Source organism: Corynebacterium singulare (genome assembly GCF_000833575.1).
In the GTDB taxonomy this organism is placed as follows: domain Bacteria; phylum Actinomycetota; class Actinomycetes; order Mycobacteriales; family Mycobacteriaceae; genus Corynebacterium; species Corynebacterium singulare.
This window is the reverse complement of the sequence record NZ_CP010827.1, coordinates 1,757,443-1,776,518: the sequence shown is the minus strand read 5'-3', so window position 1 is coordinate 1,776,518 and position 19,076 is coordinate 1,757,443. Positions and strand designations below refer to the sequence as shown.

General features: G+C 59.7%; 16 protein-coding genes. 9 read left to right on the top strand and 7 right to left on the bottom strand.

Annotated elements, in window-relative coordinates:
* The first annotated feature begins 20 nt into the window (after positions 1 to 20).
* Both CSING_RS08265 and CSING_RS08260 read left to right on the top strand, forming a co-directional pair.
* Complete coding sequence (locus CSING_RS08265; protein ID WP_042531358.1) at positions 21 to 851, top strand: ABC transporter ATP-binding protein; 831 nt, start codon at positions 21 to 23, stop codon at positions 849 to 851.
* Positions 851 to 2,437 (top strand): hypothetical protein, encoded by a 1,587-nt coding sequence (locus CSING_RS08260; RefSeq protein ID WP_042531355.1) that lies wholly within the window; start codon positions 851 to 853, stop codon positions 2,435 to 2,437. Before CSING_RS08265 ends, CSING_RS08260 begins: the two co-directional genes overlap by 1 nt.
* Positions 2,438 to 2,538: 101 nt before the next feature.
* Here CSING_RS08260 and CSING_RS08255 read toward each other — a convergent pair whose 3' ends face one another.
* On the bottom strand, positions 2,539 to 3,027 hold the full coding sequence (locus tag CSING_RS08255; protein ID WP_042531353.1) for a DUF2631 domain-containing protein: 489 nt from the start codon (positions 3,025 to 3,027) through the stop codon (positions 2,539 to 2,541).
* A 180-nt stretch (positions 3,028 to 3,207) separates the two neighbouring features.
* Between CSING_RS08255 and dxr the strand changes: the two genes are divergently transcribed.
* Genes dxr through map form a run of 5 tightly spaced genes read left to right on the top strand, consistent with a single transcriptional unit; the run spans position 3,208 to position 9,643 of the window.
* Positions 3,208 to 4,374 carry a 1-deoxy-D-xylulose-5-phosphate reductoisomerase gene (gene dxr, locus CSING_RS08250; protein ID WP_042531351.1) on the top strand — a complete coding sequence of 389 codons (1,167 nt, stop codon included), beginning with the start codon at positions 3,208 to 3,210 and terminating at the stop codon, positions 4,372 to 4,374.
* Positions 4,375 to 4,389: 15 nt separating this feature from the next.
* Positions 4,390 to 5,598 carry a M50 family metallopeptidase gene (locus tag CSING_RS08245; RefSeq protein ID WP_042531349.1) on the top strand — a complete coding sequence of 403 codons (1,209 nt, stop codon included), beginning with the start codon at positions 4,390 to 4,392 and terminating at the stop codon, positions 5,596 to 5,598.
* A 54-nt stretch (positions 5,599 to 5,652) separates the two neighbouring features.
* Complete coding sequence (gene ispG / locus CSING_RS08240; protein ID WP_042531347.1) at positions 5,653 to 6,816, top strand: flavodoxin-dependent (E)-4-hydroxy-3-methylbut-2-enyl-diphosphate synthase; 1,164 nt, start codon at positions 5,653 to 5,655, stop codon at positions 6,814 to 6,816.
* A gap of 59 nt (positions 6,817 to 6,875) precedes the next feature.
* Entirely contained in the window at positions 6,876 to 8,738 is a 1,863-nt protein-coding gene (locus tag CSING_RS08235) for a penicillin-binding transpeptidase domain-containing protein (RefSeq protein ID WP_042533306.1), read from the top strand.
* A 32-nt stretch (positions 8,739 to 8,770) separates the two neighbouring features.
* On the top strand, positions 8,771 to 9,643 hold the full coding sequence (map, locus tag CSING_RS08230) for a type I methionyl aminopeptidase (protein ID WP_042531345.1): 873 nt from the start codon (positions 8,771 to 8,773) through the stop codon (positions 9,641 to 9,643).
* 180 nt (positions 9,644 to 9,823) lie between these two features.
* On the opposite strand, the gene CSING_RS08225 is transcribed toward map, so the two are convergent.
* From CSING_RS08225 to CSING_RS08210, 4 genes are all read right to left on the bottom strand, one after another.
* Positions 9,824 to 10,222, bottom strand: a complete 399-nt coding sequence (locus tag CSING_RS08225; RefSeq protein ID WP_042531343.1) for a hypothetical protein — start codon at positions 10,220 to 10,222, stop codon at positions 9,824 to 9,826.
* A 42-nt stretch (positions 10,223 to 10,264) separates the two neighbouring features.
* Positions 10,265 to 10,681: a hypothetical protein gene (locus CSING_RS08220; protein WP_042531341.1), complete on the bottom strand. Its 417-nt coding sequence runs from the start codon at positions 10,679 to 10,681 to the stop codon at positions 10,265 to 10,267.
* A gap of 337 nt (positions 10,682 to 11,018) precedes the next feature.
* Entirely contained in the window at positions 11,019 to 12,398 is a 1,380-nt protein-coding gene (gene mtr / locus CSING_RS08215; protein ID WP_042531339.1) for a mycothione reductase, read from the bottom strand.
* A gap of 15 nt (positions 12,399 to 12,413) precedes the next feature.
* Complete coding sequence (locus CSING_RS08210; RefSeq protein ID WP_042531336.1) at positions 12,414 to 13,418, bottom strand: alpha/beta hydrolase; 1,005 nt, start codon at positions 13,416 to 13,418, stop codon at positions 12,414 to 12,416.
* Between the two features lie 304 nt (positions 13,419 to 13,722).
* Here CSING_RS08210 and mqo point away from each other — a divergent pair, with 304 nt between their 5' ends.
* The gene (mqo, locus tag CSING_RS08205) at positions 13,723 to 15,225 is read left to right on the top strand and encodes a malate dehydrogenase (quinone) (protein WP_042531334.1); all 1,503 of its coding nucleotides are present in this window, start codon (positions 13,723 to 13,725) and stop codon (positions 15,223 to 15,225) included.
* Positions 15,226 to 15,510: 285 nt separating this feature from the next.
* On the opposite strand, the gene CSING_RS08200 is transcribed toward mqo, so the two are convergent.
* Positions 15,511 to 16,899: a protein adenylyltransferase SelO family protein gene (locus CSING_RS08200; RefSeq protein WP_042531332.1), complete on the bottom strand. Its 1,389-nt coding sequence runs from the start codon at positions 16,897 to 16,899 to the stop codon at positions 15,511 to 15,513.
* A 1-nt stretch (position 16,900) separates the two neighbouring features.
* Positions 16,901 to 17,710, bottom strand: a complete 810-nt coding sequence (locus CSING_RS08195; protein WP_042531330.1) for a PhzF family phenazine biosynthesis protein — start codon at positions 17,708 to 17,710, stop codon at positions 16,901 to 16,903.
* 51 nt (positions 17,711 to 17,761) lie between these two features.
* Between CSING_RS08195 and CSING_RS08190 the strand changes: the two genes are divergently transcribed.
* Positions 17,762 to 19,075, top strand: coding sequence for a DUF4921 family protein (locus CSING_RS08190; protein WP_201773943.1), 1,314 nt, complete (start codon positions 17,762 to 17,764; stop codon positions 19,073 to 19,075).
* Position 19,076: the final 1 nt, after the last annotated feature.

Here is a 19,076-nt window from a genome sequence, read left to right as displayed (position 1 = left end):
TCTTGATACCGTTAACCGTTATGACTCACCCTTATCGCGAGACACTTGTGCCGGATCCGCGAAGCCAGGCTTTGGCCGTGCGCGACTTCTGCAAATCCTTTGGTAATCAGATAGCCGTCAATCACCTCAACCTCGATGTTCCGCGCGGCTCCATCTATGGAATAGTGGGGCCGAATGGTGCAGGTAAGACCACCATGCTCACCATGGCCTGTGGCCTGCAGCGCCCCGACGCCGGTCAGAGCTTTATCGCTGGCCATGACGTGTGGGCAGAGCCCATCCCAGCCAAGCAGTCCATGGGTCTGCTCATGGATGGTGCTCCTGTCTTCGACCGCCTGACTGGCGCCGAGTATCTCCACTACTTGGGCGCGCTGCGCAAGCTGGATCGTGAGGAGTCCCTGCGTCGTGCGCAGGAGCTTCTCGACGCCCTCTCCCTCGCCGACGCCGCCGACAAACGCATCGTGGATTATTCCGCCGGAATGACGAAAAAGATCCTCTTGGCTGGTGCTGTCCTCCACAACCCAGAGGTTCTCATCCTCGACGAACCGCTAGAAGCGGTGGACCCGGTGTCGGGACGGCTTATCCAGCAGCTGTTGCGTGCGTATGCCTCGCGCGGCGGCACGGTGATTCTGTCCTCACATGTCATGGAGCTGGTTGAAGGCGTGTGTGACCACGTCGCCATCATTAACGGCGGGCAGGTCATTACTGCCGGCCACGTCGATGATGTGCGGCAAGGGCAGAGCCTTTCTGACCTGTTCATCGCGGCCGTGGGCGGGCGCGACTTGGATGCCTCGAAGTTTGGATGGCTGCGCTCACCGTCACAAGGCATGCACGATGCAGAGGGAGGGGAGTAATGACCTCAACACTCTTCCGACTCCATCGCACTTTGTGGTGGCGCAGTGTGTCCTCCAATGCTTCGTCCATCATGATGATGCTGATGATGGCCTTATACGGCTTTATCGGAGTAGTCAGCCTGCTCCTGATGGCGTGGACGGACATGTCAGAGCCAGGCAATGGCTATCATTCCCTGACCCTTGGAGCAGCCGGCGGCATGCTCATCTACGTTGTGCTCGCCATCTTCATGCCGGCGGGGGAGAACCAGCTTTCACCGTCCACGCTCGGTGCGCTTCCGCTGACCCCAAAGGAGGTGTACCCGGGACTGCTCTGGGCTAGTGTGCTGACGACTCGTGCACTTTTGGCGGTACTCTTTTCCACGGTGTATGCGGTGGCCGGAGCCATCATACTTGTGCTGCAGGGAGCGGCTTTGTACGCGTTTCCCTTTGTCGTTGGCATGATTCTGGCATGTATCACCACCATTGTCTTTGGCGAGTGCGTGGGATTCATTGCCTCCGCCATTGCTAACTCCCAAAAAGCGGGCGTCCAAGTCGCTGTGATGATCGTCATCGGCCTGCTCGTGTACGGCATCCTTCAATTGCAATCTGTGCTGGAGACCCTTCCCTCTCTCGGAGTCATGGGTTCCATCGCCGCCTGGACGCCATTCGGTGCTGCGGTGGGGTGGGGGCTTTCGCTTGCCGCTGGTCACCTCATCGCCGCCTTAGCCCAACTACTGATCGCGGTTCTCACCGTTGTTGCGCTGTTCTGGCTGTGGGCGGGGCAGGTTGCCAGGGTCATGCAGAACCCCGAGGCCGGCAGTGAGCATACCGCCGAAGTAACAGGGGAGGGAGTGTCAGCTTTTGAGCTTGGCACGTGGTCGTATACGAGTCCAGCCGCAATGGAGTTCACTCGCGCATTGCGCTATATTCGCCGTGATAGGCGCCTTATGGGCATGATTGTCGTGCTGCCTTTGTTCGCCATCTTTGTTTTTTACCAGCTGTGGCGCGGCGATGACTTCGTGGCCTTCTTTATGTTCTGTTTCAGCGCCGTCATGATGTCGACCATCCTGGCCAACGATTATGGATTTGACGGTCCGTCGAACTGGGTGAGCATGGTCGCACCAGTTCCCCCGCGCACCATTTTGCACGCCCGGCATCTTGCCCACATCGTGGGCCCTTTCGCAGTCCACCTCGTCGTAGCGCTGATTATCATTGTCTGTGCTGAGGACACACGCATCGCAGCGTTGGCGGTAGCGGTGGGCGTCGGTACCTTTATTTCAACGGCCGCCATCAGCATGGGGCTTACCGTGCTCAATCCCTATCCTCTGTCGGAGCCGGGGGCGAATCGCTGGAATGACAAGTCTGGTTATTCCGGTGGCGCTTTCCTCGCAGCGTTTGCCGGCATGCTCCTCGCTTGGATGCCGGTGGTGCCGGGCATTATTGTTTCGTGGATGGCCTATGACCATGGCTGGCCACTCTTTGTGGGGCCTGTTGTGTCCCTGATTTTCCCGGTGATTGCCTACGTCGTGGTGTGGCGCCTGGCCGGAAACTACGCGGACAAGAACATGCCCGAGATCTACTCCAAGGTTGATCACTACGTGAGCTAGCATCCTTGTGTGTGGGCATCAATGACGTGCGCACAAGAAAAGCTCCCCCGTTTCCACTCATCGTGGAAAGCGGGGGAGCTGTGTTTGTGAGGCGATTTCTCTTACTGAGAAACCGGCTTGGCGGCATGGCGGCCGCTGGATACCGGGGTGGCATCGACACCGGTGGTCGCAGCAGCAGAGGTGCCGCGCAGGTGAGTGAGGCGGGACGGCTCAATGTTGAGGGCGCGCAGCTCATCATCGGTCAGAGCCGCGTAGACGTTGTGAACGGTCTTCTGCTCGTAGGCCCAGTCCGGCTCCTGGTGGCCCACCGGCTTGTTACGAGCAGTCAGGGTGCGCACCTGGGAGAGCTTCGGCTGCAGCGCGTAAATCACCAAACCAAGGGCGATAAGAACTGCAAGGGCGATGAGCCAGATGGTCTCCACATGCCCCTTGTGGTTACCGAAGTTGTAGGCCAGCAGGAACAGGACGGAAATCCAGCCAGCGATCTGAACGCCCGAGCGGCTGATGCGGGACCAGCCAAAACCTGCGGACGGGACGTCATCGGTGGATACGCCGTCGAAAACCTGCGATGCCGGCTTGTGGGAAGACACTTGCTCTCCTTTGTCTGTACACGCAGCTCACCACTAGATTTGTGAGAACCAATTGAGGTGAGCGCACGATAATGCCAGTTATTCTGTGTAGTAGTTTAAAACATCCCGCCGCCAACCGCGATTAAACACCCCCGCGGGATTATCTTCGGCCGCCGCGCGAGTCCGACTAGGGTTAACAGGGTGAGTACCCAACGCATTCTAATTCTCGGATCTACTGGCTCGATTGGCACCCAGGCACTGGAGGTTATCGCAGATAACCCGGATAAATTTACCGTTGTTGGCATCGCTGCCGGCGGTTCGAACCCCCAGCTGGTCATAGAGCAAGCTCGGGCCCTCAACCTTTCGTTTGACCACGTGGCCGTCGCAAAGCCAGAGGCGGCACGTGAGGTTTCCGAAGCACTCGGCGGTACCGTGCTTTCCGGCCCAGACTCCGCTGAACAGCTCGTTCGGGCTGTTGACGCAGACAAGGTCCTCAATGCGCTGGTTGGTTCAATGGGGCTCACATCCACCATCGCCACCCTTGAGAAAGGAGAGGTGCTGGCGTTGGCGAACAAGGAGTCTCTGGTGGCGGGCGGCTCAATCGTTACCCGTTTGGCTGCAGAAGATCAGATTGTCCCTGTCGACTCTGAACACTCCGCCATGGCCCAATGCCTGCGCGCGGGCAGTGGAGTAGAGCTTGACCACCTCGTCCTCACCGCGTCCGGCGGCCCTTTCCGTGGCTGGACCCGAGATGAGATGTGGGATGTCACCCCGCAGCAGGCCGCCCAGCACCCGACGTGGTCCATGGGTCAGATGAATACGCTGAACTCTGCCACACTGGTCAACAAGGGGCTCGAGCTCATTGAGGCGACGCTGCTTTTCGACGTCCCCGCGGACAGCATCGAGGTCACGGTCCATCCCCAGTCTATCGTTCATTCCATGGCGACTTTCACCGACGGCTGCACCATGGCCCAATGCTCCCCGCCGTCCATGAAGCTGCCTATTTCCCTGGCCTTGGACTGGCCGCATCGCGTGCCCGGTGCGCAACCGGCTTTGGACTTTTCCACCGCGCATGAGTGGCGCTTCGAGCCGCTGGATGATGAAGCTTTCCCCGCAGTGCGTCTTGCCCGCGAGGCGGCCGCTGCTGGTGGTACGCATGCAGCGGTGTATAACGCCGCGAATGAGGAAGCGGCTGCTGCTTTTTTGGCGGGGCGTATCCACTTCCCCGAGATTGTTGACGTTGTTAGCCAGGTCCTAGGGGAGGCCGCGCAGTTTGCTGGTGTACCCTCAACCGTCGATGACGTCCTCGCCGTAGAAGGCGAGGCCCGCCGCCGCGCAAATGCGCTGGTAGATTCACTCGCTCATTAGAAAGCCCCCTTACTTATGGCAAACGTCCTGGGCATCATTCTTTTTGCTCTCGGAATCGGCATTACTGTGGCGCTCCACGAGGCCGGTCACATGCTCACCGCGCGTGCTTTTGGCATGCGCGTGCGCCGCTTCTTTATCGGATTCGGTCCTCGCGTGGCGTCGTTTAGCCGCGGCCACACCGAATATGGACTTGCGGCATTCCCTGTCGGTGGTTTCTGCGATATCGCAGGCATGACTGCTCAGGACGAGTTCCTCACTGCGGAAGAAGAGCCCCATGCCATGTACAAGAAGCCGTGGTGGCAGCGTGTCATGGTGCTGGCCGGCGGAATCACGGTCAATCTTTTGCTGGGCTTTACCATTCTGCTCATCATCGCGATGACCACGGGCCTCCCGAACCCGGACGCGGATGTGCGCCCACGTGTGGGTAAGGTGTCCTGTGCCGCGGACCAGAATATCGATGGCGAACTCGAGCCCTGCCAGGGGATGGGGCCGGCGGGAGAGGCCGGCGTCGAGCCTGGCGATATCGTTCTTGCACTCAACGGTGAGACGATGGACTCCTTTAGGCAATTGCGCGATTCTGTCATGCAGCATCCAGGAGAGACCGTCACTCTCGAGGTGGAGCGCGATGGTGCGATCCGGGATTTTGATATTCCACTGGCTACCGTGACGCGTCTTAATGCCGAGGGAGAGCTCGTCACTGTTGGCGCTATCGGTATGACCAACCAGACCATCGACATCGTGGAGACCTACTCCTTTATTGAGGCCTTCCCCGCCACTGCCCGCTACACAGGGCATGTTCTCGATGCGACGGTGCAGGGCATTGCGCAGTTCCCCGCGAAGATCCCCGGCGTCGTGGCCTCTATTTTCGGCCAAGAACGCGATGTCAACGGCCCCATGTCCGTCGTTGGTGCCTCCCGCGTGGGCGGTGAACTCGTAGAACGCAGCCTTTGGTCGTCCTTCTTCATGATGCTGGCCTCGCTGAACTTCTTCCTTGCACTGTTCAACCTCATTCCACTCCCGCCTTTCGACGGCGGCCACATCGCCGTCATTATTTATGAGAAGGTGCGCGATGCTGTGCGGCGCCTTTTGGGTAAGGAGCCGAAGGGCCCGGCGGATTACACCAAGCTCATGCCGATTACCTACGCCCTCGCGTTCCTTCTCATGGCGGTAGGTGCTCTGATTATCATCGCCGATGTGATCAACCCGGTTCGCCTCTTTGGCTGAGCACAGGCGGTGCTAGAGTGGGGGCGTTAAACCCCGATTATCCAAGGAGCGCACATGTCGACCCCCATCGGTCTTGGAATCCCTGACGGCCCACCCCCCACCTTGGCGCCGCGCCGCAAGACGCGCCAGCTGATGGTCGGCCAGGTGGGCGTGGGCTCAGAACACCCCATCTCCGTGCAGTCGATGACGACGACGAAGACGCACGACGTTAACGCCACCCTGCAGCAGATCGCGCAGCTTACCGCTAGCGGCTGTGACATCGTTCGCGTGGCCTGCCCGAAAACGGTAGACGCGGAAGCTTTGCCCGCAATTGCGAAGAAATCGCCGATCCCGGTCATCGCGGATATCCACTTCCAGCCCAAGTACATCTTTGCCGCTATTGATGCCGGTTGCGCCGCTGTGCGCGTCAACCCGGGCAACATTAGGGAATTTGATGGCCGCGTCAAGGAAGTAGCCAAGGCCGCTGGTGATGCGGGAATCCCAATCCGCATCGGCGTGAACGCTGGTTCGCTGGATAAGCGCATTATGGACAAGTACGGCAAGGCCACTCCAGAAGCACTCGTAGAGTCTGCGCTCTGGGAAGCCGGCCTCTTTGAGGAGCACGGCTACGGTGACATCGCTATCTCCGTGAAGCACAATGACCCAGTCATCATGGTGGAGGCTTATCGCCAGCTAGCTGCGCAGTCTGACTACCCGCTGCACCTCGGTGTGACTGAGGCAGGCCCGGCTTTCCAGGGCACTATCAAATCCTCCGTCGCTTTTGGCGCGCTGTTGGCTGAGGGTATCGGCGACACCATCCGTGTGTCGCTGTCCGCAGATCCGGTAGAGGAAATCAAGGTCGGTGACCAGATTCTGCAGTCGCTGAACCTGCGTCCCCGCAAGCTGGAAATTGTGTCGTGCCCGTCCTGCGGACGTGCCCAGGTGGACGTGTACAAGCTGGCCAACGAGGTCACCGAAGGTCTCGATGGCATGGAGTTCCCGCTGCGTGTGGCCGTTATGGGCTGCGTGGTCAATGGCCCGGGTGAGGCGCGCGACGCCGATCTCGGTGTGGCCTCTGGTAACGGTAAGGGCCAAATCTTCGTCAAAGGTGAGGTCATCAAGACCGTCCCTGAGTCCAAGATTGTGGAAACCCTCATCGAGGAAGCCATGCGTCTGGCTGATGAGCAGGGCCTTGAAGCCGTTGAAGGCGCCAAGGCAGAGGTCCGCGTCACCAAGTAGTTACCTTGCTCGGTGTGGGGCGGCCGCTGCGCCCCCTCCACCTGCTACGCTGCCCAAACATGAAGAGGTTGGTGGCGCTCCTAGGCGCGGCAAGTATCGCGGCGTCCTCCTTGGTTGCCTGCACACCCAAGCCGGTTTCGGCGGAGCCCGTGGCCGAGCAGTTCCTAGCGGACATGGAGACCCGCAATAACGAGGAGCTCGCCACGCTCATCGATGATCCCTCCACCGCTACGTCTACCCTCGATGCCACTTTCGCTGGCCTCCAAGCCGAAGAACTCGACGTTGAGCTCACCGGTGTAGAACAGGAAGACGCTCGCGCCACCGCTCACTATTCCGTCACGTGGACGCTGCCACGTGACCGAACCCTCCGCTATGACACGTCCATGGCCCTGACCCGCAAGGACAAGGAATGGACGGTGCGCTGGCAGCCCAGCATCGTGCACCCAGACCTTGGTGCGCATCAGCATCTTGAGCTCCGCTCCGTTGCACCCAAGCGGGCAGGTGTGGTCTCTTCTGACGGCGTGGAGCTGATGTCTCCTGGCCTGCAGTACCGCCTGGTTGTCGACACCGACGCGGCGGGGGATGTACGCCCGCTCGCGGCTAAAATTTCAAGCGCGCTGGGCCAGGCTCACCGTGACGACGAGTCAATCCCTGAGATCGATGCAGGCGAGCTGGGAAAGAATCTGAGCGAGGCGGATGGGTCCTATTCGGTCGCCGTCCTCAGCGACGGGCAAGTCGGTCGAGTGCGCCCAGCATTGGAGAACCACAAAGGTATCCGTTTCAACGAAGAACCTGCCCTGGTGACTCGCGATACCGGTTTGGCGCCGGACATCCTTTCCCGTGTCCGCTCTATGGTCTCCGAAGAGGTGAACGGCACGAACGGTTGGTCAATCTCCGTAGTGAATGAGCACGGTGCCGCGTTGTCTGACGTTGAGTATCACGAGCCCGAGGCCGCTCCATCCATCAAGGTATCGCTCGATTACGACGTACAGCGAGCAGCCCAAGAGGCGGTCAATCTACGCCCTGAATACGAGGCCATGATCGTGGCCATGCGGCCCTCAACTGGTGAGATTCTCGCTGTCGCCCAGACTCCTGAGGCTGATAAGAAGGGCGACATTGCTCTGCAAGGCCAGTTCCCACCGGGCTCGGTGTTTAAGATTATTACGGCCGCGGCGGGCGTCGATAAGCAGGGGCTCAACCCTGACTCCATCGTGCCGTGTCCCGGAACCATGGACCTCTACGGGCGCATCGTGACGAATTACAACGGTTTCTCGCTGGGGTCGGTGCCACTGCGTCAAGCCTTTGCTCAATCGTGCAACACCACCTTCGCTGAAATCTCAACGAACATGGACAAGGGCGAGCTGCAGAAGATCGGCAAGCAATATGGTCTTGGCATCGACTATGAGATTCCTGGCCTGTCTACAATGACGGGTTCCATCCCGGAAGGGGAGACGCCTCTGGACCGTACCGAGGCCGGTTACGGCCAGGGCCTAGACCTTGCTTCTCCCTTCGGCATGGCGCTCGTATCCTCTACCGTGGCGGCAGGCAAGACGCCAACGCCGACCCTCATTGAGTCTCACAAGACAAAGGCCTCTGAACAGGTCGAACCGCCCAGTCCAGAAACAATTAATCAGGTGCGCGACATGATGCGCCAAGTGGTCGTGGGCGGTACAGCTGCCGGTATGCAAGCAGGGGGCACTATCTACGGCAAGACCGGTGAGGCGGAAATCAACGAAGGATCACACGCGTGGTTCACCGGTTACCGTGACGACGACATCGCGTTCGCCACGCTCGTAGTGCTAGGCGGTGGCTCCACTATTTCGGTCAACATCACGGATAATTTCCTCCAGCGTCTCGATGAATATCGCGCTGAAGGTCACGGCGACTTACCCGTGGCCGGGGAACAGCAGCCGCCTTTGTGAGCCTTGAGGCTACAGGGCTACCATGGGTAGTCATGACTACGCGCGCGAAGCTGAAGCAAGAAAAAGATACTCCTATCCGCACAGTTCCGAAGGACATCGAGCGCCCTGAATACGTGTGGAAGGACACGGTGCAGGAGGCCCAAGGCGAGCCCTTCATCCAGACCCCGGAGGTCATCGAAGCAATGCGTGAGGCATCCCGTATTGCTGCCAACGCCCTCCAAGAAGCTGGCAAGGCCGTAGCACCTGGTGTTACCACGGATGAGGTGGACCGTGTGGCTCACGAGTACATGTGTGACCATGGTGCTTACCCCTCCACACTGGGATACCTGGGTTTCCCGAAGTCGTGCTGTGTGTCCCTCAACGAGATTGTCTGCCACGGTATCCCGGATACGACGGTGATTGAGGACGGTGACATCGTCAATATTGATGTCACCGCCTTCAAGAACGGAGTCCATGGTGATACGAATGCCACTTTCTTGGCTGGCAACGTTTCTGAGGAGCACAAGCTGCTTGTGGAGCGCACCAAGGAAGCAATGATGCGCGGCATCAAGGTAGCGAAGGCCGGCCGTGAGATTAACGTTATTGGCCGTGTCATCGAGTCCTACGCCAAGCGCTTTGGGTACAACGTGGTGACAGACTTTACCGGCCATGGTGTGGGCCCAACCTTCCACAATGGACTCGTCGTCCTGCACTACGACTCCATGACCTATCGCGACGTCTTGGAGCCGGGGATGACCCTGACGATTGAGCCGATGATTAACCTTGGCTCCCTCGACTATGAAATCTGGGACAACGGTTGGACCGTGCAGAACACTGATGGCAAGTTCACGGCGCAGTTCGAGCACACTATCGTCATCACTGAGGACGGCAATGAAATCCTCACCCTGCCGGGTGAGCTTGACTAAGAGCTAACCGCTGGCACACCAAACCAACTAAGTAACCCAAGGGCCCTAACTGACGCAGATCCGCTAGATTTTGGCGGCGAGTTCAAGATCTGCGTCAGTTAGGGTCCTTGCCTTGGGCCTTGAAGAGTAAAAGCGCCCCACTCCGGAATGGAGTGGGGCGCTGTTTACGGCGCTAAAGAATTAGCGGCGGAAGAACGGATCCAGAACGTGTGCCGGAACGATGTGGTTGTACACAGCGAAGTTGTAGGCAGCGAACAGGGCGCCAGCAATAGCGGTGCCGAGGGAAGCGTAGAGGCCCTCGCGAGCAGCCTTAGCCCAGGTCGGGTTGGTGGTGTCATCAGCAACGTTCTCGCCGAAGAGATCGGCGCCAGCTACGTCCTGGTCAGCGTCGGTAGCGTCGCCCCACTTGGAGGACAGGGTGGCGTCGCTGTCGTCAGCCTGGACCTTGTCGTTTGCGGAGGAGAGCTCGGAGGAGAGGGTGGTCTCCTCGGTCTCAGCTGCGAAAGCAACGGAGGTGCCAGCGAAAGCAACGGAAGCGGCGGTTGCAGCAGCAACGGCGGCGGTGCGGAAGTTACGCATGAAGTTTAAGCCTTTCGGAAAAGTGTGTGTGAGTCAGACGTCTTAGAAGGACGGGCCGTGGACGAAGAAGTTGTAAACGACGCCGATGAGGCCCATGACGGAAGCGACTGCGCTAGCAACGCCAACACCGTAAGCGGTCTTGGCCCAGGTCGGCTGACCCTCGAAGGTCTCCGTCGGGCGAGACTCATCAGCGTCGCCGTACTCGGACTTGGAAGAACCGAAGAGGGCACGGCCGTTGGCCTTGGTGCCAATGTTGTCGTCCTCAGAGATGTTGAACTGGCCGCCAACCTTGGAGGACAGGGAGCCCTCCGGCTTGTCGTATGGCTGGCCAGACTCAGCGTCGTTGATGGCGGTGGTGGTGTTGGAGCCGTCGAAAGTAGCTGCGGTGGCAACGGTGGTGCCGCCGAAGACAACTGCGAGAGCGGTAGCGCCGGCGAGGGCTGCATTGCGGATACGCATATCAAATGTCCTTAAAGTCGTACGTTCAAGGTCTCCGAGTGGAGATGCCTAGATTCACAGGGATAGGGATGAGTTGGTATCCCCAGAACACACTGAGCCGGTGAGAGCATCGACTCATTCCGGTGTCTGTATAAAACGTAGCCAACAGCTACTCAAAATGCACGTTTGTTGGAACATTTACCTTGGTAGGGGTGCTTGTTACCCCCCAAATGTAGTTGGGTTCTGGACGTACGCTGTGAGAAGTTACCGTTGTAAAGGGTGGCATACCGTGCGATTTGCCAACGGTTACGTGGCAGCATTCCCTGTGAAGTGAAATGCGTCACAGCGGTGAATCTAATTACCACTCGAGGCCGAGTACAGCATTTTCTACGACCTCGGGCAGGGCCGGGTGGATCCAATACTGTGAACGGGCAAAGCTCCGCATGTCGATGCCATATGCCATCGCGGTGATGAGCTGCTGAATCAGCGTCGAAGCTTGCGGTCCCATGATGTGGGCTCCGAGGAGTTTTCCTGATGCACGGTCGGCGACCAGCTTGCAGATTCCCGTCGAGTCCTCCATAGCCCAGCCGTAGGCAACATCCCCGAAGTTCTGGATCTTCACCGTGACCTCGTAGCCCTGCTCGCGGGCTTGTGCTTCTGTGAGGCCCACCGTGGCAATCTGTGGGTGAGTAAAGATGGCAGAGGGAACGTGGTCGTGCGGCATAGCGCGCAAGTCCTCTGGGTGGAGAAGGTTGTGCTGGACTGCACGCTGCTCAGCGTTCGCAACGTGCTTGAGCATGTAAGGTGAGGAGACATCTCCAAGGGCCCAGACGCCATCGCACGTGGTGCGGCCAAAGTCATCGACCTTGATGCGACCATCGCTGCGCACCTCAATGCCACTGGCCCCGAGATCCATCTGGTCGCCATTGGGACGGCGGCCCGTGGCGACGAGGATGGCATCGGCTGCAAGGACAGTTCCGTCATCAAGGGTGAGGCGAACGCCCTTTCCGTCGGATTCAAGGGCCGTTCCGGTGCCGGTATGGACATTAAAGCGTTCGCGGGCGATCTCAGTGAACCGTGTGCTCACATCCTCGTCGAGGAAACGTAGGAGCTTCTCGGAACGGTTGACCACGGTAACCTCCGTGCCTAAGCCGTCAAAGACGTGAGCAAACTCCATCGCGATGAAGCCTCCGCCGACGATGATGAGGCTCTTTGGCTGCTGGGGCAACCGCATGATGTCTTCGTTGGTGTGGACGGGGACTGGGGCGCTTGCATACGGCTCAGGAAGGATCGGACGCGAACCGGCAGCGATCACAATCTGGTCGCCGGTGATGATGTCGTCACCGCACTGGAGGGTCTTCGGGCCAATGAAGCGAGCGTGCTGGTCAAAGACCGTGATGTTGGGAGTCTCATCGCCGCGCCGGTACGCTTCGCCGCCCTCGGCGATCTGGTCGATGCGGTTGTGAAAGACGCGGCTGACAATAGATTGCCAATCTACGCTGTCTACATGGGCGCTGACCCCGAGGCGTTCGCTCTCGCGGGCTGCGAGAGCAACGTCGGCGGCGTAAACATACATCTTTGTGGGGATGCAGCCGACGTTAAGGCAGGTACCGCCGAATGTTCCCTTCTCAATGATGGCGATGCTTTTGTCATCAAGGTCAGGCGAAGGAATGGAATTTCCGGAGCCGGTGCCGATGATGACGAGATCGAAGTGCTGTGGGGTAGTCATAGATGCCATTCTAGGCTGCGTTGACTACTCAACCGGTACGACCGTGCGGAGCCACTCGGTGGCAGCAGAGAAGGCATCATCAAGCGGCTCGGGGCGCGACAGGAAAAGATCATGGCGTCCGTCTTTTACCACGTGGAGGGTGTACTGCGAGCTGAGCTCCTTTGCCCAGCGCTGGCTTTGGCGCTGATCGACGACCGTGTCCGCCGTGTTCGCCGATTCTGAATACTTCTTGCCAAGTTCCGACCGATGTGACGTCATAGTCAATAGCGGTACGCCGATGTCGACGTGACCCGAGTGAATGGCGTCGAAACCCTTGAACACAGCTGCGAGCCAGCCGAGATATTTCGCATGCCCGCCCAGGGGCTTGAACGTGAGGTCGAAGTCCCAATCGCCGTGCTGGCTGGAATGCACGGACTCGCCGTACGTGGTGAGATCGCCGGCGGGGATTTCGAAGCGCGGAGCGATTGTGGCGCCGGCATAGATTGCGTACTTTAGCGCCTCATAGGCGGCATCCGAGACACCCATCATGGCGAGCCACGGGCTATTAAAAATTACGCCGGCAATGCGCTTGAAACGCGCGGAATCCGTTCGGCGAAGACGATCGAGCCACAGGGCAACGATCGTGCCTGCGGTGGAGTGTCCCATGATCACTACGCGGGAATGTGGGAGCGCGTCGAGCGCTGCATTGAGATCCGCATCGTAATAGCGAAGGTCACTAATGTAGTGCCACGTCTGGCCTTCCTGTCGGGAGCGACCGCACTTGCGGAGATCTAGCGCGTAGAACGCGTAGCCCTGCTCGTAGAAGTATTCGGCGACGTGGCTGTGGAAGAAGTAGTCCGTCATGCCGTGAACCCACACGAGGGCTGGTCGATCGTCGTAGGCGGCGTCTGCGTCACCGCCGGGGCAGTAGCGCACCAGTGTGGCGCGGACATCCCCTTCACCGTCGGGATCAGCGCCAAGTTCGAGGGGGACGGACTGGAAATCAGGTCCGAGAATGTCCTCGGTCCACGCGAGTTCATTAATAGTCATGACCCATATAGTAGGCTCTTGAACTAAATGCGTGCTCCGGATCGCGCTCAGGTGGGGGATATGGTCTGCACCACAAAGGGGGTAACTCGCTGCGGATCGGGCATTTCTTTCTTACAGAATGCCTATTTCACCTCAAGGGGCGTAAGGTGAAGATAATGCTTGACGGATCTCCCTCTGCGGGTGATCTGCGTGCCGGCTTGGTTCCTAGCATCGTCGAGCGCTTTCTCACCGCGCTCTGTGTAGCCCGACTACGCAGGGCACTTGACCACATCGAATACATCGACTCAAAGAGGTAATAAGTACAGTGTCCTCCGATAAGAAGACAGCACAAGTAGTAGACGAGGTTGAGGTTGCCCTCATTGGTGCGGGTATTATGAGCGCCACTCTCGGCGCCATGCTCCGCGAGCTCGAGCCGAGCTGGACCCAGATGGTCTTCGAGCGCCTCGATGGTCCCGCGCTTGAGTCGTCCTCCCCGTGGAATAACGCCGGTACCGGCCACTCTGCACTGTGCGAGCTGAACTACACCCCAGAGAAGAACGGCCGTATTGACGTTTCTAAGGCCATGAACATTAATGAGAAATTCCAGATTTCTCGCCAGTTCTGGTCTCACCAGCTCAACAACGGCATTCTCACCGACCCGAGCGCCTTCATTAACCAGGTCCCGCACGTGTCCTTCGCTCAGGGCTCTATCCAGGTGGATTACCTCAAGCGTCGCTTCGATGCGCTCAAGGACAACCACATGTTCCCGAACATGCAGTTCAGCGATGATGACGCTACCTTCCAGGAAAACCTGCCGCTCATGTCTGAGGGACGTGACTTCAACTCCCAGAAGGTTGCTATCTCGTGGACCGACGCTGGTACCGACGTGAACTTCGGTGCCCTGACTAAGCAGTTCTTTACTGCAGCTAAGGCCGCGGGTACCGAGATTCGCTACGGCCACGAGGTCGTTGATATTAAGCGCGATGGCTCCAAGTGGCGTGTGACCGCCAAGAACCTGCACACCGGAGACTATGAGGCAGTCCACGCCAAGTTCGTCTTCGTCGGAGCCGGTGGCTACGCCCTGGATCTGCTGCGCAAGGCTGGTGTTCGCGAAGTCTCTGGTTTCGCGGGTTTCCCGGTCTCTGGTCTGTGGCTGCGTTCCAAGAACCCGGAGCTCGTGGAGAAGCACAACGCCAAGGTCTACGGCAAGGCTGCCGTCGGCGCTCCGCCGATGTCCGTGCCGCACCTTGATACCCGTGTCATTGACGGTGAGAAGGGACTACTGTTTGGGCCGTACGGAGGTTGGTCGCCGAAGTTCCTCAAGAAGGGTTCTTACTTCGACCTGTTCAAGTCCATCCGCCCCGACAACATCACCTCCTACCTTGGCGTTGCAGCCCAGGAGTTCGGTCTGACCAAGTACCTGGTTTCTGAGGTTCTCAAGGACTTCGACAAGCGCGTCGAGACCCTCAAGGAGTACGTCCCGAACGCTGACCCGAACGACTGGGAGACCGTCGTTGCAGGCCAGCGCGTTCAGGTCATCAAGCCGGCCGGCGCTCCGCAGTTCGGCTCTCTGGAGTTCGGTACCACCCTCATCAACAACCCAGAGGGCAACATCGCCGGCTTGCTCGGTGCTTCCCCTGGTGCGTCCATCACCCCGGCTGTCATGGTTGAGCTGTTGGAGCGTTGCTTCGGTGAGCACATGATTCAGTGGGGCGACAAGATTCAGGAGATGATCCCGTCCTACGGCATCAAGCTTTCCAAGGATAAGAAGCTCTACAACGAGATGTGGGAGTACACCCAGAAGACCCTGCGTCTCGAGAACAAGTAGGCAACCAGCCAACTCTCAGGAACTGACAGGAAGTGTTCAGTGCTGTCGAACGCTTCCTCAAGGACAACGCTCCATACTTATGTTGTGCGTTTGAGAGAGCGCATGCGAGAGATAGAGAGAACCCCAGCTGCGCGGGGCGGTCGGCCTGAGAAACCGACCGGGAGCGCAGCAGTGAGAGATAGAGACACACCGGCGCCCCGAGCCTCCGTTTCCTTTCCGGCGGAGACCTCGGGGCGCCGGTGGTTTTCTTTGTCGGCGCAGCCGCAGGAGAGCGCCGGAGGGAGCCTAGGTGCCGCAGAAGGTGAGATAACCCTCGGTGCCGCCGGGCTTCTCGTATTCCTCCGCGGCGTCAAAGGGGTGGGTCGCCGCTTGGAGGAAGCGGGAAAACTCGGTCACATCAGCAAGAGCTGCTTCCACCAGCCGCGGGCGGGGCACTACCCGTGGAGTGGACGTCTCGAGGACTGTGGGGTTGGGGGAGCTGGCGCAGTACGCATCGAGGAATTCCTCGGTGCCGAAGAGCTCGTAGGCTTGAGCGCGGTCGCCGGAAGCCGCTGCCACGAGGGCCCGGTTGGCTTGTGTGAGATCCGGGCGGGACTGCTCGAGCGCTGTGGCGTAGTCCGCATACAGTTCCTCAGGCAGCTGCAGGCGGCGTGCAGCTTCGTCCTTGCGCGCGTGTGAATAGCGCTCGCCGAAGGAATTGATGGTCTCCTGCGCCCAGGTGAGGGCGGTGGTGGGGGAGGCGTCGAGAAGCGGCAGCAGTGACTCCGCTAAACGCGCCAGGTTCCAGCCCACCATGTCCGGCTGGTTCCCGTAGCGGTAGCGGCCCTGCGTATCGATAGAACTGAAGCATGTATCCGGGTCGTAGTCTTCCATGAAGGCACACGGACCATAATCAATCGTCTCACCGGAGAGGGTCGTGTTATCGGTGTTCATCACGCCATGGATGAACCCCAGCTGCATCCAGCCGGCCACAGTTGCGGCCTGAGCATCCATAACTTGCGTAAAGAGCTCACGCGGGTTGGCGCCGGGATAGTGGCGCTCGATGGTGTACTCCGCGAGTTGTGCGAGCAGCCCGGGCTGCTCGGAGTGGGCTGCGAAGTGGAAGGAACCCACACGGATGTGGCTGGAGGCCACCCGTACGAGCACACCGGCTTCCTCTACTCGTTGGCGCTGGATGGGCCGGCCGGTGGCAAGGACCGCTAGCGAACGCGTCGAAGGAATGCCAAGCGCATGCATGGCCTCAGAGAACAGGTACTCGCGCAGCATGGAACGCAGCGTGCCGCGACCATCAGAGCCATAGCGAGAGTACGGCGTGAGCCCGGTTCCCTTCGCATGCAGGTCCCAGAGCCCCGTCGGATTCTGGGGGGTGGTGGGGCCAGTAACCTCGCCGAGCAGGAGTGCGCGGCCATCTCCCATGGAGGGGTTGTAGTTCCCAAACTGGAACCCGGCATAGGCCATGGCATGAGGAGTGTCCGGGCCGCGGCCAAGGAGAAACTCAAGCCCCTGTTCTGTGCGCAGCCACTCCGGGTCAAGGCCCAGCTGGGCAGCTAGTTCCTCATTGAGCATGATTAAGCGGGCGGTGGGCTGATCCTCGCCGCGGGCAGCGGACACCATGCTGGGAAGACGGTGAGCAAAGTCGTGATGGAGTTCAAATGGAAGAGAAGAAGCGGCCATTTTAGGACTCCACAGTTCCGCGCACGCGCACGTGCACCTCGCCGCCGACCCAGATATTGTCGCCATCGTCGGTGATGTACACGCGACCATCGCGGCCCACCTGAGAGCCTTGAGCGGCGGTATAGCTAGCGGGCACGGCATTCTTGGCGCGGAGGAATTGGGCGGCGCCGCCATTGAAAGAACCCGTCACAGGGTCTTCGAACTGGGCAGTGATGGCACGCACCTCATAAGCAGGATCCGAGCCGGCATCGCACAGACCCACCACCCCGACCTTGACGCCCTTCGTCGGCGTGGGAGCCAGCGCACGGACGGAGTCCGCAGACTCGAGCTGCACAAGACGCCAGCCTGGGCCGTTATCGACCCACCCGGAGTCCACAACGTCAGCGATGTCCACGCCGAGGGCCGAGGCGGCTTCCTCAAGCTCAGACTCAGAAAGTTCCCCCTCGCGCACCAGCGGTGGGGTAGCGAAGGAGAAACGGCCGTCCTCTTGGCGCACCGTGACGAGACCCACGCCGCATTCTTGCACCAACGTGCCGGTCGTGCCGTGGAGCTCGGCTACGACGCGCGCGCTGCCGAGCGTGGGGTGTCCGGCAAAGGGGAATTCCTCGTGCGGGGTAAAAATCCGCACGCGATAATCGGCAGCCGGGTCAGTAGGCGAGCACAGGAACGTGGTCTCAGAAAAGTTGGTCCAGTGTGCGATTCGCTGCATCTCCTCGGTGCTCAAACCGTCTGCGTCAGCTATCACAGCGAGTGGATTTCCGCTGAAGGGGCCGGTGGCAAAGACATCTACTTCGAAGAATCGGTGCTGCATGGCCTTTAAGTCTAGTCGCACGGTGCTGTGAGGAGGTCTACTCTGGGCTGCATGAGCGAAGCACTCTTTAGCCGCGTCGAGCCGATCCAGACGATGGCGGACGGAACCGTCAAACAGATCAATCCCTTCTCCGGGACTGAGGTGTGGACAGTTCCAGGCCGGGGCAACCGCCCGCTGTCACACCCGGCTCAAGACCCGAATCCGTTGACGGCCGACGCCCACTCGCAGACCTGTGCATTCTGCTCCGGGCGCATGCTCGATACACCGCCGGAGAAGTCCCGCATTCTGCCTTCGGGGGAGATACAGCGCGGCCTTCTACCTCATGAACTCGACGCGTCAACGCCTGCTTTCCGGCGCGTGCCCAACCTATTCGAAATCGTTTCTTATGATTACTGGCACGATAACTACGGCTACACCATGGATCCGGATGTGGCCCGCCATAAGGAGCGCTATGTGGCTGATGAGGCTGGGCGTGCGCACGTGCTCAATGTGGTGCGGACGAAGCTCAAGGCGGCGGGTAAGGACGCTGAGCTTGATGACGACTCCCTCCTCGCCCTCGCCGATGGCTTCTTCGGCGGCGGCCACGACGTCATTATTGGCGCGCGTCACTTTGTCGACGGTGCTACTGATGACAGCCAACTGGCTTCCTCCGGCACGCTAACCCCCGATGAGCATTTCTTGCTCACCACCTTCACGGCGGAATCCACGCGGGAGCTCTACCAGCGCAACCGCTATGCGGACTATGTGGCCGTCTTCCAAAATTGGCTGTCACCGGCCGGCGCGTCCTTTGACCACCTCCACAAGCAACTCGTTGCCATCGATGCCTTGGGAATGGCCGCTAACCAGGAAAACGCCATCCTGCGCAAGCACCCCAACATGTACAACGACTGGGCGGTCGGCTACGCAGCCAAGCGCAACCTAGTCATCGCGGAGAACGAGTACGCCGTGCTCTTCGCTGGCTTCGGTCACCGCTATCCCACCTTGGAGGTGTACTCCAAGTCGCCGTGTTGTGAGCCATGGGAGCAAAGCCCCGGCGAGGTCCGCGGCATGTCTGATCTCATTCACGCAGCCCACGCGGCTGTGGGCCCCGATGTGGCCTGCAATGAGGAATGGCATCACCGCCCGCCGAGCATGGATCTGCCGCAGCCGTGGCGCGTCATGATCAAGCTGCGCGTGTCCACCCTCGCCGGCTTTGAAGGCGGCACGAAGGTCTACATCAACACCATTGATCCGTGGAGCCTGCGCGATCGTATTGTGGACGCTCTCTTCCGACTTCGCGAGCGCGGGAAGATTGCCTCCGGTATCGCCATCGCCACTGAATGCGAGCTCAAGCGCAATAGTTTGCGCTATCACCCGCTGGTGTAAT